General features: G+C 43.4%; 12 protein-coding genes. 9 read left to right on the forward strand and 3 right to left on the reverse strand.

Annotation, left to right across the window (positions count from 1 at the left end):
- The first annotated feature begins 159 nt into the window (after positions 1–159).
- On the forward strand, positions 160–537 hold the full coding sequence (locus tag ACSW3C_RS13325; protein ID WP_486563132.1) for an SET domain-containing protein: 378 nt from the start codon (positions 160–162) through the stop codon (positions 535–537).
- A gap of 140 nt (positions 538–677) precedes the next feature.
- Here ACSW3C_RS13325 and ACSW3C_RS13330 read toward each other — a convergent pair whose 3' ends face one another.
- Entirely contained in the window at positions 678–2,402 is a 1,725-nt protein-coding gene (locus ACSW3C_RS13330; RefSeq protein ID WP_486563134.1) for a transglutaminase domain-containing protein, read from the reverse strand.
- 295 nt (positions 2,403–2,697) lie between these two features.
- Here ACSW3C_RS13330 and ACSW3C_RS13335 point away from each other — a divergent pair, with 295 nt between their 5' ends.
- Positions 2,698–2,820: a hypothetical protein gene (locus tag ACSW3C_RS13335; protein WP_269135950.1), complete on the forward strand. Its 123-nt coding sequence runs from the start codon at positions 2,698–2,700 to the stop codon at positions 2,818–2,820.
- 220 nt (positions 2,821–3,040) lie between these two features.
- On the opposite strand, the gene ACSW3C_RS13340 is transcribed toward ACSW3C_RS13335, so the two are convergent.
- Positions 3,041–3,733, reverse strand: a complete 693-nt coding sequence (locus ACSW3C_RS13340) for a hypothetical protein (RefSeq protein WP_486563135.1) — start codon at positions 3,731–3,733, stop codon at positions 3,041–3,043.
- A 239-nt stretch (positions 3,734–3,972) separates the two neighbouring features.
- Between ACSW3C_RS13340 and ACSW3C_RS13345 the strand changes: the two genes are divergently transcribed.
- Positions 3,973–5,238 (forward strand): mechanosensitive ion channel family protein, encoded by a 1,266-nt coding sequence (locus tag ACSW3C_RS13345; protein ID WP_486563137.1) that lies wholly within the window; start codon positions 3,973–3,975, stop codon positions 5,236–5,238.
- A 218-nt stretch (positions 5,239–5,456) separates the two neighbouring features.
- Here ACSW3C_RS13345 and ACSW3C_RS13350 read toward each other — a convergent pair whose 3' ends face one another.
- On the reverse strand, positions 5,457–5,882 hold the full coding sequence (locus ACSW3C_RS13350) for a MarR family winged helix-turn-helix transcriptional regulator (protein WP_486563139.1): 426 nt from the start codon (positions 5,880–5,882) through the stop codon (positions 5,457–5,459).
- 172 nt (positions 5,883–6,054) lie between these two features.
- On the opposite strand from ACSW3C_RS13350, the gene ACSW3C_RS13355 reads away from it, so the two are divergent.
- The 6 genes from ACSW3C_RS13355 (at position 6,055) to ACSW3C_RS13380 (ending at position 13,899) form a co-directional block, all read left to right on the forward strand.
- The gene (locus ACSW3C_RS13355) at positions 6,055–7,233 is read left to right on the forward strand and encodes an MFS transporter (RefSeq protein WP_486563140.1); all 1,179 of its coding nucleotides are present in this window, start codon (positions 6,055–6,057) and stop codon (positions 7,231–7,233) included.
- Between the two features lie 108 nt (positions 7,234–7,341).
- Complete coding sequence (locus ACSW3C_RS13360) at positions 7,342–8,694, forward strand: hypothetical protein (RefSeq protein ID WP_486563142.1); 1,353 nt, start codon at positions 7,342–7,344, stop codon at positions 8,692–8,694.
- 80 nt (positions 8,695–8,774) lie between these two features.
- Positions 8,775–9,491 carry a VCBS repeat-containing protein gene (locus tag ACSW3C_RS13365; protein ID WP_486563144.1) on the forward strand — a complete coding sequence of 239 codons (717 nt, stop codon included), beginning with the start codon at positions 8,775–8,777 and terminating at the stop codon, positions 9,489–9,491.
- Positions 9,492–9,607: 116 nt separating this feature from the next.
- Positions 9,608–10,519, forward strand: a complete 912-nt coding sequence (locus tag ACSW3C_RS13370) for an acetamidase/formamidase family protein (protein ID WP_486563146.1) — start codon at positions 9,608–9,610, stop codon at positions 10,517–10,519.
- Between the two features lie 694 nt (positions 10,520–11,213).
- On the forward strand, positions 11,214–11,906 hold the full coding sequence (locus ACSW3C_RS13375) for a hypothetical protein (protein ID WP_486563147.1): 693 nt from the start codon (positions 11,214–11,216) through the stop codon (positions 11,904–11,906).
- 28 nt (positions 11,907–11,934) lie between these two features.
- Positions 11,935–13,899, forward strand: a complete 1,965-nt coding sequence (locus ACSW3C_RS13380) for a DUF6792 domain-containing protein (RefSeq protein WP_486563150.1) — start codon at positions 11,935–11,937, stop codon at positions 13,897–13,899.
- Positions 13,900–13,907 lie beyond the last annotated feature (8 nt).

A 13,907-nucleotide genomic window follows, 5' to 3' on the forward strand; every position in this document is an offset into this window, starting at 1 on the left:
CGCACTCCTCCGATTTCTATGAATAATAGTAATACGTATTTGCTTTCGTAAAGGTTCATTTTCATTAAGAGAGGGCAAGAGAAAGTAAATAAAAGGACGCCATGGGGAAATTAATGTTATAGTTAGCAGGTGAATTTTAAAGTTAGGCGGGTGAACAGCATGATTGAAGTGAAAACATCTACGATAAGTGATGGAGAATTTAACAGGGGAGTATTCGCGACTTGCGATATTAAAAAAGGGACCTTGTTGCATGAAGCTCCTGTAATTGCTTATCCAAACGACCAACATCAACATATTGAACAAACGATATTGGCTGATTATGCTTTTGAATATGGCATTAATCATACCGCCATTCTTCTTGGTTACGGAATGCTTTTCAATCATTCCTATCAGCCGAATGCGACCTATGAGATTCGATTCGACAAGCATACGTTTGATTTTTTTGCGTATACGGATATTAAAGCGGGCGAAGAGATTTTGATTAATTACAACGGTGACGAAGAAGATCAAGAAAAATTATGGTTTGACAAGGAGTAAGCTGGTGTTCTGAATGAATGCTGCTTCGATGTAAAGCTTCTTTATGAAAAAACGTCAACTTCATTGTATAAGTTGACGTTTTTCTCTGTCTTGCTGCTCAGGCTGAAAATAACGAAGACAGCCCTTTTTAGCGAAGAAAATTAGTACTCTACACCGTGCCGAGTGTGCGTTTTAAATGCTTCCTTATTCGGTTCAAAATAATCCTCACTATAGTGTGCTACAAATTTATCCTTTTCAATGTACCCCGAACCCCATGTGGGATCCATAGTCAGCCATTCGCCATCTACCTTTACTTCTACCCAAGCGTGGCGGGAATAATTAAAGCCGGCTCCTGCAGTCCCTGCAACATAACGTGCTTCCATGCCGCCTGCTCGAAGCAGGGCAATAGCAAGATACGTGTAATCTTGGCAAATCCCTGTTTGCAATTCGAGCACTTTCAATGCACTATCATCCCACTCAAATTCGCTATTCTTCATCTTATCCACATCATAGGCTATGGATTTGGCAGTATACTCATAAACTGCTTTGGCTTTTTCTCGCTCTGTCATCGATTTCTTCATCAGGTCATTGGCAATTGAAATGATTTTCGGAGAATCAGATTGAACCCCGCGAGATGGCAATAAATCACGTTGATCCTCCGCTGTATTGGTTACGGAGAACTGAGCTACATTATAATAATAAAACCTGTCGCTATTCTTTTCTTTTATTTCTGGAACACTTACAGTTACTTCATATGTTCCTGGACCGAAACGTAAATAAAATTCGTCATCAAATTGATAATGTTCGACTGGAATCACGTCGAGTGCCTCTTCGCCATCCTTTTTCGTTGAAATGTAAAGATGCGTTGTTTCTTTTGCAAATGGAGCATCTGTATCGATGGTTCCCTTTATTCGATATGTCAAATCGGTTTCTTCACCACCATAAGCAGGAGAGATGAGGTTGACCCCACGTTCTTCATAGGTGGTCATATAAACGATAGGCTCTGTCACAAGGTCTGACTCGTTATCGATATATAGGACGGTACCATCCTGGTAATAGTTATCTCTTTCCTTGTCCGGAACATAGACTTTTAATTTGTGTACGCCTTTTCCATAAAATAAAGGAATATCATATGAGAACTCACCATTTTTAATGGGGATAATATGTTTCCAAGTTTGTGTGTCCTTTGTGAGTTCTATCATAAGCAGATTTTTATCTTCGTTAATAGGATCGATTGTTCCTGTGAGTGTAAAAACTTTATTCCCCTTCATGTATCCACTATCCGGATCTTTTATCTTCAACCCGGCGTCTTGAGCAAAGGGAGTAAACGTCATGTCTCGTTGTATCTTTGGATTTACGTTGAAAACTTTGAAGTCTGCTAGGTCATAGTAGTAATTAGATTGAGTTCTACTTGGAAGGAGTACAGTTACGCGATATTCTCCTTCTCCATTAAAGAGCCTTGCCTCTTGTTTGAATATCCCATCTTTTATTGGAACAAAGAATTCTTGGTAGGGGTCTGTAATGGAGTCTCCCAAAAACTGAATCTTGATCCATACATAGTGTTCTTGTAATTGCTCATGCTGTTCTACACTTCCTTCAATCGTGACAAATTCATTGACTGCAAAGTTAGTATGAGTGGGTTCTGCTAACGTCGCACCCACTTCTTCGGCATAACTTGTCAATTCCAACGGTGTGGATTCAAGTTCTGTATTTTTCTTTGTCACCGCAGCCTCAAATTCATTTTCCTTCTCGTTTTCCTGCTCTTTCTGTTGCTCGGCTGTTGGTTGCGTATCCTTTTCAGGAGGTGCAGACTCCTTTGTACATGCCCCTACTAATAGTAAAAAAAGGAGTGAGATAAGCCAACCGCGAGCTTGGCGTTTAGACATTGGATTCCTCCTACGATATTTATAGATAGACTCATTATATCAGTATTTTCAATTTAATTCTCCGAGAGATTAGTTTGGTATCTGTGAGATGGAAGAAGATAAACGTTTGAAAAGAAGAAAAGCTTATAATTCACAAATTATTCAAATGTAAGCGTTTGAGTTTGAATGAATTGTGAATTCCTTCACAAGGGCATTTATTTTCGAAAAAAAGGGTGTATGATGAAGATAGCAAGTGACATTGACAACAGGTATCCATGAAACGCAAATAACTATACTCTAAAAGGAGCGAACTATCATGTGGGTTATCACATTGTTCGAGCAGAAAAGCGTACGGATCTATGAATATGCACAAAAAGTAGAAGCTATCCAAGCCATGAAGCATTTTGGCAGAAACGCCATCTTGTCTTACACAAATTAAAACCGAGCGAGCCGCAACGAATGTAGTTGCGGTTTTTTGTTTCTAGGGAATGAAATTTATTGCGGATGGTCTATCGGCTAAGGGATCAGAATAATTGAAGAAGGAGTGTTAGTAAAGAAAAAATGGAGGGAAGGCGGAGTAAAAGAAATCTGCAAGTCCCTCTTCATTAGGCGTACAATTTGAATAGAATGACTGGTGTCTGCTCTTTTCTGGCACATTGTCATCTAGAGTAAAGCTCCCGAATAATTGTGGCATTTTTGGAGAAGTAAGACGTAATTATTTCTTCAGAAGGTACCCTAGAAACATGAAAAGGAATATTCTTCTTTTGAAGGAAGTGGTCAATTTCTTGAATTACTGAAATCTCTCCTTCCAACGTGCCTTGCCAAAGATCGATCTTTTTACCGTCATTCAGATGAAGAATGTATTTTCCGTTAAACGTACTGCGATGATTCGACTCCCGAGTGATTGAATAGCTAATCTCTACTGCTTTGACCCCGTCATTCCAAGAATATTCTTTGGACGTTAAGCTCCAAAATGGATTGAAAGTAAGGTGTTCGTCCTTAATGACAATGGAATTGGTGAATGCTAGATAGAGAAATGGCAAAGTAATCAGTAGTGGAACCCAGGTAAGCTGAATTACACCGAGTGCGTTCACTTTAAATTCTTGAAAGGATTTCATAAGGAAAGCCTTCTTGATAAAAATATAAATTCCCCATGTCGTGATTCCGAAGATGAGGGCACTGATAAAATACACCCAATAAGCACTTGCTGGCGTGCCAAAATAGATTGCTTCTTTTGCACCGTTCACTTGCCGGTTAATAAAATAGAAAATAAAGAACCAAATCACAGCAAATGTCCCAAACGAAAGAAAGAACATCCACCACTTTTTCTTCTCAGACTTCTCTTTTTTCAATTGTCATCACCTATCATTGAATTTGACATGAGTTGCTTTATTCAGCAGCAGCTAACTTCTAATTGCTATCCTAACGCAATAGCTATACAGCTTCAATAGCTCTCGTAAAGCTTTAGATCAAGACGGAATTAACCATAATTAGGGTAAATGGATGGCCACCAAAAGAGAGGACTCGAAATTTCTGTTATAATGAGCCCGATACATAAGCAAATCAGTTCTTTGCAGTTCGGAGGGATACAATGATTTTTTTACGAAACCGGCTTCTAGGATACGGAGTGGACCCGGCTTGGGCTGACCTGCTCGCTGCGGTACTCCTCGTTTTGATTGTTACACTGCTTTGCATTCTGGCCAATTTCATTTCAAAGCAGGTAGTCATCCGATTGATCACCCACTTTGTGAGAAAGAATAAATTCCGTTGGGATAATGTGCTGTTGGAGCGGAAGGTGTTCCATAAGCTGTCTCATTTTGTGCCTGCGATTATTGTCTATTATTTTGCGTCCGCCTTCCCAACCTATCAGAAGGCAATTGAAACATTGGCGATCACCTATATGATGATTGTGGCATTCAGCGTAATTAATCGTTTGTTGAGTGTCTTTAACGATATTTATCAAACGTATGAGATATCAAAATCCAAGCCGATCAAGGGCTATATTCAAGTAGCTAAAATTATTGTGATCATTATTGGCACCATTTTGGTCATTGCCAATCTGGTAGGAGAAAGCCCGATAATTCTGCTAAGCGGAATCGGGGCGCTGTCGGCTGTGTTCATGTTAGTATTCAAAGATTCACTATTAGGGCTAGTGGCGGGCGTTCAGTTATCCGCGACGGATATGGTCCGGGTCGGGGATTGGATTGAAATGCCGAAGTACGGGGCCGATGGGGATGTCATTGATATTTCATTGAATACGGTGATGGTGCGGAATTTTGACCGCACGGTAACGATGATTCCGAGCTATGCGCTTATTTCGGACTCCTTCATCAACTGGAGGGGGATGCAAGAATCCGGGGGCAGACGCATTAAACGTGCATTGTACATCGATACATCCAGCATCATGTTTTGCACTGACGAAATGATTGAGCATTACAAAGGCATTCACTTCTTGAAGGATTATCTAGTAGAGCGTGAAACCGAAATCAAGGAATACAACCGGATCAATCAAGTGGACCGCAGCAACCGGGTCAATGGGAGAGCATTGACGAATATCGGGGTATTCCGTGAATACATCCAGCAATATCTCCGGCGGCATCCAGGCATTCATCAGGAAATGACATTAATGGTCCGTCAGCTCGCGCCGGGAGAGAACGGGCTGCCGATTGAAATTTATGCGTTTGCGAACAGCACCCAATGGACGTATTATGAAACGGTGCAAGCCGATATTTTCGATCATTTATTTGCCGTCGCCGGTGAATTCGGATTGCGCGTCTTCCAAAACCCGACAGGCAGCGATTTCAAATGGCTTCCGGAACGGGCAGAGAAAGTAGGGCCAATCCACGAAGGAGAGTAAGGAGTGTAACGAAGATGTTCTGTAGGTAGGGAAAAGAGTTGCAAGTTAAAAATGAATCAGTTATTCTTTCCTTAGGGAAACTTTTTCTATTGTGTATCCATTCCTATTCCTATATTGAAAACTCCCAGTTGTGGTGGCCGGGAGTTTTCGTGTTTTCTCAAGAGTTTTCAGAAGGCGAATTATTATATTATATGCCTTTTATTAGTCAAAAAAAGCCATCATTCTTCCTCCGATAAATTCTCCTTCATCTGCAGCAGCATCCGCCGCATCAGCAATAATTCCTCCGGCACCATGCCGCTGAACATCGTCTCTTCGTGCTCGCGCCAAATACGATGGACCGGCTCCTCCAATTGCCTGCCCTTCTCAGTAAGATACACGTTGGAAATGCGGTGGTCCGTGTCGTCGGGCTTCCGATAAATGATTTCATCTTGCTCCAGTTTGCGGAGCATATTGCTGATCGTTGAAGCTTCGGATCCGGTTTTGTGCTTCAACTGGGATTGGGTAATGCCATCTTGCTCCCATAGATGAGCCAAGGCCAGTTCTTGGCCGATATGCAATCCAATCTCGCGGAGTGCTTGGGTATACCGTTTTCTTGTTTGGATTGCAATCGATTGCAGTAACAGCCTGATTTCACTTTCGATCATGGGAAGCGTCCCCCTTGTCACTTAGTTGGTAGGCTAATTATAGCAGACTTTAATTTATCTTTGTATCATCAGTTAAATAAATAAGTTGACTTAAAATTTCATATCCTGTTTAATTAGCATGCTAACTATTTTTTTGTAGTATGTGAACTAATAATTTTTGGGGGTTTTATGAATGAATCGAATGTTGAAGCCGACGATCATCTCGATCGCAATGGCGACTGTTATGGCTGGAGCGGCGATTTCGCCGGCACTCGGGCTGATTGCGGCTTATTTTCCCGATGCGGATCCTGTCCTGATTAAACTGGTATTGACGATTCCGTCTCTCATGATCATTCCGTTTTCGTTCTTTTCGAGTTACTTGACGAAGAAGATTTCAAAACGATCGATTGTCCTGATCGGGCTGGCAATTTATGTGGCAGGCGGTGTCGGCGCACAGCTTGCGAATACGATCGGCGTGCTGCTAGCGTTCCGCTTAGTGCTTGGTGCAGGTGTTGGACTTGTGATGCCGCTGTCTTTCACACTGATCAGTGATCATTTCAGAGGGAAAGAAATGACGAAAATGATGGGCTATAATACAGCGTTTAGTAATGTGGGAGGGATCATCACAATGCTGCTGGCTGGATACTTGGCGTCTTTCAACTGGCGGGTGCCGTTCAATGTGTATTGGCTGGGTCTCGTGATTTTCCTTCTTGTACTATTCTATTTGCCGAAAAATAAGCCGTTGAAGCCGCGTAGCGGGGAAGCGAAAGCGAAAATGCCGCTATCTGTATACGGCATTGCACTTGGAGCATGCGGCATCATGCTGGCTTATTATGCAGTCGCAACGAATATGGCGTTATACTTAGTGCAGAGTGAGCTCGGGAGCTCGCAGACAGCGGGATTAGTCATGTCGTTTACTACGGTCGGAGGGATGATTACAAGTTTGATTCTCGTCCGATTGCAAGTCGTATTTAAAAAATTCCTCATGCCAGTCGCGTTGCTCGCGATGGGTGTCGCTTTTGGAGTGCTCTCCATGAGCCACTCGATCCCTGTAATTTTAATAAGTGTTTGCTTTGTCGGGTTCGGGCAAGGTATCGTCTTTCCGCTCATCAATGACAAAGTGCTGCGGGGAGTCGACCGATCCCTTAGCGACCGTGTGATTTCAATTGTATCGAGCATGATTTATATCGGGCAATTTCTATCACCGGTTGTGCTGGATTCCATTGGGAGAATGGCGGGCGTTGCGTCCATCCGTTTCCAATATAGTGTAATCTCAGGAAGTCTTATCGTTTCTGTTGCCATCATGTTGTTTGTGCTGCTAATGAAAAAGAATCCGGCTATAGCGCGGGACGCTGAGACGCAGTCTTCATAAATAGTATCGACCTTTCCTCATGGAGGAGAGGTTTTTCTTTGGAAACACTCTCCTTTCATTGGTAAACTACTAGCATATTGGACGACATGCTGGCGTTCTTCAAGGGGGTTGGGAATTATTTCTACAAAGATGACACAATTGCTAACGGGGATTGGCTGCTTGCTTCCTATTTTTGCGATAGGCTTCTCCATATATGCATTCATAAAAGGATTTGGCTTTATCGGATTTCTTCTTTCTGTTTTGATTTTTTTTATTGGACTTGGATTCCTCGGACATTCGAAGTCAGTAGAGGATCGTAATATAGAAAAACAAAAGGAAGCCCTACTTTCATTAAATAGAGAAATAGCAAATGTGGAAAAGATGCCGACGATCATCGCATCTGATGTATTGACGAGACTTGCCTTAGATTATGAACATAAGCGTGTCTATGTATGGATTGCAGAAGATGATAATGGACAACCGTTGAAAAAACCAAAGATCGGGATGCGGTATAAGCTGCTTACCTATGTATTCTCAGATGTTATAGCGGCGGCAGTAGTGGAAAATCGTTCAGTCGAAATGTCCACATGCAAATCTGTGAAAGAGCCTTTGCATACATTCATTGCGGAGCTTCCTCCCATTCAGATGAGTGAAGGGCAAAAAAATCATGTAAAACTCTTGGAATTGGTGATTCAACTGGCAGATGAAAAGTACCCATTCATCCCAATCCATTTTTTCAATGAACCTTACAATCCACTATCCAAGAAATTGCCTAAATACAATGTGCTCTTGAAAGACATGCACTTGTGGTATGCGGATTTGGAGGGGATTATTAATCAAAGCGGCACGCCTGCTGAACAGCAAGTATCAGGGAGAACGGCTAGTGTCCCGATTAAGAAAGATGTGGAGTCGAAGGAAGTAGCCAGTATCCCGATCAAGAAAGAACCAGAGCCGCAGTTCATGGCCAGTGTGCCGCTTACGAAAGAGCGGAGGCCGCAGGAAGTAGCAAGCGAACGCCTTAAGAAAGAGCCGGAGCCGCAGGTCATGGCAAGTGTTCCTCTTAGGAAACAGTCGGTGCGGCAGGAAGTGGCAAGTAAACCGCTTATAAGACAGCCAGAACCAGTCGGAACGGTAATTGTCCCGAAAGAGCCGGAGTCACGGAAAATGGCAATTAACCCACTTAAGAAAGAGTTGGAATCTCAGGAAAGGGCAAGTGCCCCTCGCAAGAGAGAGAGGGATTTGCAGCAAATAGAAGTCCCTCTTAAGAAGGAGCTGGATTCTCAAGAAATCAAAAAGGTAGAGCCACTACAGGAACCTGTGAGACGAGAAGAAACAGTTCAAATGAAAGCAATGGGACCAACAACAACATCTGTGAATACAGAACCAGAAGAAACAAAAGAAGAAGCGGAGTTATCCTATTTCGAACGGATTGTTGCTGAGAACCGAAGACAATTGAGGGGAGACCCGGGAAAAAGAAAATGAGCTGGATGGAAAGTGCAATCACAACTCCAGTGCGGAAGGCATAAAGTAAGGCATCATTTAAAATTGGGTGGGAAGCTCGAATGGTGACCAATACACAAATGCAAAGTCCACGAATTATCGCTTTCGCGCGGGGGGATGTCAGCGGAGACCGGATTCCCGACAATGTCTACATCACGGGGGTGCCTCAGAGTGATGCCGCGATCATCCGGCAACTGACTCTGGTCATCCAGGATGGGGCGACCGGGTATCTATATAGGATGCCTCTAAAGGAAAATTTGGGGTATGACCCGTCTTTGTTTTTAGGAGATTTTACGGGCGATGGGGTAGATGATATTTTCATTACCATCCAGTCGGGCGGCAGCGGAGCCACGACTTTTGACTATATCTATTCCTTCATTTCAAACATGCCCCGTCTTTTGTTTGATTCAGACGTGGTTAATTCGCAGTACCAGTACGAGGTAACATATCAAGATCAATACAAAGTGGAAGTCATCAGCCACTTCAATAAAACCAAATATCTTATCGATTTGTCGTTGCGAGATCCGGAATACTTGAATGAAATTTATGATGCGAATGGTAAGTTAAAGATGCCAATCAGCGGTTGGGTGGATCCTATCAGTGGCTTATATCCAATCGACTTTGATGGAAACGGCGTATTCGAGCTTTATGCCTTTCAAAAGATAGCAGGACGCTACCATGCGGACGGTCTCGGATATATCCAAAATATATTGAAATGGAACGGCCAACAATTTGGGCTCCAAGATCAGACCTTGGCCATTTACGGTTCTTCATTGTAGAACTTTTACAGCCCCCTTCTCTGAGGGGGTTTTTGTATGCCGTGGAAAGCAAGTTCACAGCTTTTAGTTGGCAGAATTGCTAGACTAGTTATAGTACAAGCAAGGGGGAGAAGGATATGGTAGAAACATTGAGCTGCAGTAAAGTCATTTATTCATTTAGCAAAGAACATGCACCAGTCATCCGAGTGAAGCCGGGAACGACCGTGGAGATCGAGACCTACGACTGTTTCCAAAATCAAGTACAAACCGCCGATACGAAAATTGAGGGAATTGACTGGGACGCTATCAATCCAGCGACAGGACCGATACATATTGAGAGCGCCATGCCGGGGGATCTGCTAAAGGTGACAATCGAAAAATTAAAGATTGGAGAGCAAGGCGTCATGGCGACAGGCCCTGAGTTAGGAGTGATGGGACATCGGCTGGAAGAGCTGGTTTCAAAAATCATCGCGATCCAAGATGGCAAAGCCCATTTCAATGAAAAGCTCGCGCTCCCGCTGAATCCAATGATCGGCGTCATCGGTGTAGCGCCAGAAGCGGAGGCTATTTCTTGCGGAACTCCAGGTCGACACGGAGGCAATATGGATACGAAGCTCATTACAGAAGGAGCAACCCTCTATTTCCCGGTATTTGTGGAAGGCGCATTGTTTGCGCTAGGGGACTTCCATGCCGCGATGGGAGACGGAGAAATCGGGGTATCCGGAATCGAAGTGCCAGGCAAAGCAACCGTGACACTTGATGTTGTGAAAGGCCATTCGATTGCCCATCCATTGCTAGTGAACGATGAAGGATTCACCTTCCTCGTGTCCGCGAAGACACTAGACGAAGCAGTGAAAGTGGCCGTGGAAGAGACGGCGGATTTCTTGGCAGCCCGCATCGACCTCAGCCTCGCCGAATTGACGATGCTGCTCAGCGCCGTCGGCCAAGTCCAAGTGAGCCAAGTCGTCGACCCACTTCTGACCGTCCGCTTTTTCGTGCCGCATCAGGTGCTGGAGGCGTACGGTGTGAGATTATTTGAGAATGAATGAGTGGACTGGCAGACGTTAGTGAAGAGTGGCGGGTGCTAGTTGTGGATTTCCTGGCGTTTGGTTTGATAATCTGCCGTTCGTTTTGATATTCTGGCGTTCGTGAGAATTAACAGGTGTTCACTCGAACTGTCCGTCAATCTGTCCGTTTCTAATTAAACTAGTAAATGAACAATAGCAATTAATACAACACCTCTTGGTCTTTAATATGCCAAGAGGTTCTTTTTATGATCAACCCTTATTGGTAACTATTATCTTTAAATCAAACTATTTAATTATGCGAATTTGTGAAAAATGGTACAAAAGCTACATATTTCTTTAGAAAATCACTGATTTTTGGAGATTAGTTCCTCTTTTTTTAGTGGTAGACCTGTGGAAACTCTTGCATGTTGCGGGGAAATAGAACGCGGTCTATGATTGCAGTCCTATCTAGCTTAAAACTATTGTTGCATAATTTTGACATTAGAGACGCTACATGATATTTATGAAGATAACTATTTAAAATTTGAAACTAGGATTAGTTTGTAATAGAGAAGGATGGCTTGCACAATGGAAGCGTCACTTCTGGAAAATCCGTTACGTTCGATGAATGACCACCATAGGTTTGTGGCAGAGGGGTATAGGCATGTTGAAAACCATGACCTCCCACAAAACCAGTTAGCGGAGAACATGACGTACACAATAGGGAGATCACATTATGAAAAAAAGGCATGTTTTTTGTTCGGCAATATTGATTCTTTTATTAGGGGCGTGTACAGGAATGAAGGAAGAAGAGAAAAATACGAACAGTACGCAAGATAAAGAGACGGGTGCCCAGACGGATGTTGCGTCAGCTGAACATGAGGCGCTTCAGGACCACTATACTCGGACGTTCCTCGTTTCGGATCAAGAAAAGGAAGATGGATTTTACGAGATGAGGACGTGGACGGATGCTTATTCCGTTTGGATTCCGGTGTCCGCAACATTGGATGAGACGTATTACATGAAACGTGACGATGGGTGGGAGCAGTTCCTTTATTCCTGGATTGACGAGAAGGCCAACATTTCGTATGGCGTGCAAGGTCAATTTGAGGATGGCGAGGGAGCTGAGTCTGGTTTAAGGCAGTTGACGAGGTATATGAAGTTTGAAGGGGACTATGATAAATCGGAAGACGATCATCATACGTATTATTTTGGAAAAGCTGTTACGGAGGTTGGCGGGAAAGATGGCAAGGAGAAAGTTCCTGTTTATTCCTATTTGGCTTTCATCGAGGACAAAGAAAGTGAAAAGACGTTGTCCCTCATCTATGAGCACAATTGCAGTGATTGGACCAATACCTGCAAGGCCGATACGAAAGAAATTGAGGATCACTTTTGGAAGATTGTCAAATCCGTTAAGTTTGATAAGTAATTTTCGACCGGGAAAGGGGTGGTAGGTGATGGCGGAGAAGGATGAACAGCGGGAGGTTCTGGATTCTGAGATTCTCAAGGCACGAATTACTAAATTAGAATATGGAGAAAAGGATAAGGACGGAAATTTTGTTCCGATTTCCGAGGAGGATATCCGAAGGATCTATATTGAGGAAACGGGTCAAGAACCGCCCAAAACAATCAATTTGTATCATTCGGATGGCATCATGAGTTGTAAAGCAAGGGATAGCGGCTTCGATGGAACGGTTATTCACTTTTATGATCCGGACAAAGGGATTAATCAAAGTTATACCATCACCAGGGGTTCGGAAGGTTCTGAGATTGGCGGCCGATCCGACGGCAAGCCGATGGACTGGAGCTATAATGGCATTGGTATTTTTACTGGAAAGGTGAATGACCAGCTTCAGGATGCAATGGAATTTGAAGAATGGGCGAACAAGGAGATCAATCAATTTGTAGATAAGCAAAGCGGAAAAAAGGAGATCCCCTCTTTGAAAAAATATGGACTCGGCCATTCCCTGGGCGGCAATCATATTCAGATGATGTTGTTGCTTGGTGTCCCGTTTGACAATGTTGTCGTCATGAACGATGCGGCACCTACTGTGTACCAGCTGGCAGCCAATGATCCTGCATTTTTTAAAGAGATACGCGCAGAGTTCGGGTTGAAAGGGTATAAGATTGAGGATCTGTACGACTTGGACCCAAAGAAACTACAAGATTTCGCACTGGAACATTACAAAAACATGGGCGAGAAAATCCACCATGTCACATCTGAAGAAGATGCTCTTTATCCCCTTAATCTCACAAGAGGCTTCATCCGCCTCGGCACCGAAGATATCATCGATACGAATCCTGACTTGGCCAGCCTTCATGATGTGCTAGGCAGGATACCCGATAAATCACTGCAGTCCCTCCAAAAATATCTTGCAAAAGCTGCCCCTTATTACGAGGAGGCAGGGATGGACGGTCTCTTTCATTTTGCCACAGGAATTGACAACAAATTTTTAGAGAACTTGAGTCTGTTATTGACCGGCGATCCGGAAGTAGAGTTAAAACTTGATTTAAAAAATATCGCCAAATATTGGTTAGGCGATCGAAATAAAAAGATGGTAGTCCGAGCTACCGCTTTTGAAGAAATAAAAGCCCATCTTCCGGTAATCAAAGAGCGACTGGAAGAATTGGTGAAACAACTGCCAGTCCTTATTACCATTGCGGATTCTATGAGTGGTGAAGAAGGGAAACGGATTTCTGACTATTTACGGAGAGTTCAAGAAAAGTCGGAGAATATCCTGAAGCTGATTGCTGTGATCAGCGAAGCCGATCTCACTTCATTGCGAGGTTTCATTACAGCTTGGAAAGCATTGAAAGCCCTCATCAGCCAGTTGCAAGGTTTAGCGGAAGATATGTATCTACTATGGGAAACGGGCAAGGATCTGATCAATGCGCTAGGAGGTTCCTTCGAAGCTCATGGCCTGGAAGCGTTGATCAATGGCTTAGCAGATCCGTCACGACAATATGCCGGCAAGGATTTGATCATGACAGCGAGTGGTGGAGGAGCCGAAAAAATTGAGATTAATATTTCGTCTGCCAGCCGGTTATATCGTATGGGAATTACGAATTACGAGGAGAAAAGGTTGTTGCTGACCCAGATTCAACGCACCTTTGTGGAACGGTTTGAGCAACCGTTCGAATGGAGAAAGCGGGATTTGATGAATAAAATCAGTGAGATGGAGTCCAATCCTCATGCCTATTCTTACCTTCTCGGCAGCAGTGACCGTGAAATGGTCAGCATTTCGGTCAATGAAAAAATTCCGCCCATGCCTCCCGGAATCGTCAATGACATTGATGGAATTCAGAGCTTTTTCATGGAGGATATAGAAAAGGGCAGACGCCTTTTTGAAAATATGAAAAATGGAATCATCGAGTTCTTCGCGGAAGATGAACTTGTGGCGGCCATTTTCGAACTAAGCTGACAGGGAGG

The organism is Sporosarcina sp. AD_1, from assembly GCF_057373025.1.

Coding starts and splice junctions, on each gene's coding strand:
- ACSW3C_RS13325 (WP_486563132.1), top strand. CDS start 160: ATGATTGAAGTGAAAACATCTACGATAAGTGATGGAGAATTTAACAGG.
- ACSW3C_RS13330 (WP_486563134.1), bottom strand. CDS start 2,402: ATGTCTAAACGCCAAGCTCGCGGTTGGCTTATCTCACTCCTTTTTTTA.
- ACSW3C_RS13335 (WP_269135950.1), top strand. CDS start 2,698: ATGTGGGTTATCACATTGTTCGAGCAGAAAAGCGTACGGATCTATGAA.
- ACSW3C_RS13345 (WP_486563137.1), top strand. CDS start 3,973: ATGATTTTTTTACGAAACCGGCTTCTAGGATACGGAGTGGACCCGGCT.
- ACSW3C_RS13350 (WP_486563139.1), bottom strand. CDS start 5,882: ATGATCGAAAGTGAAATCAGGCTGTTACTGCAATCGATTGCAATCCAA.
- ACSW3C_RS13355 (WP_486563140.1), top strand. CDS start 6,055: ATGAATCGAATGTTGAAGCCGACGATCATCTCGATCGCAATGGCGACT.
- ACSW3C_RS13365 (WP_486563144.1), top strand. CDS start 8,775: ATGGTGACCAATACACAAATGCAAAGTCCACGAATTATCGCTTTCGCG.
- ACSW3C_RS13370 (WP_486563146.1), top strand. CDS start 9,608: ATGGTAGAAACATTGAGCTGCAGTAAAGTCATTTATTCATTTAGCAAA.
- ACSW3C_RS13375 (WP_486563147.1), top strand. CDS start 11,214: ATGAAAAAAAGGCATGTTTTTTGTTCGGCAATATTGATTCTTTTATTA.
- ACSW3C_RS13380 (WP_486563150.1), top strand. CDS start 11,935: ATGGCGGAGAAGGATGAACAGCGGGAGGTTCTGGATTCTGAGATTCTC.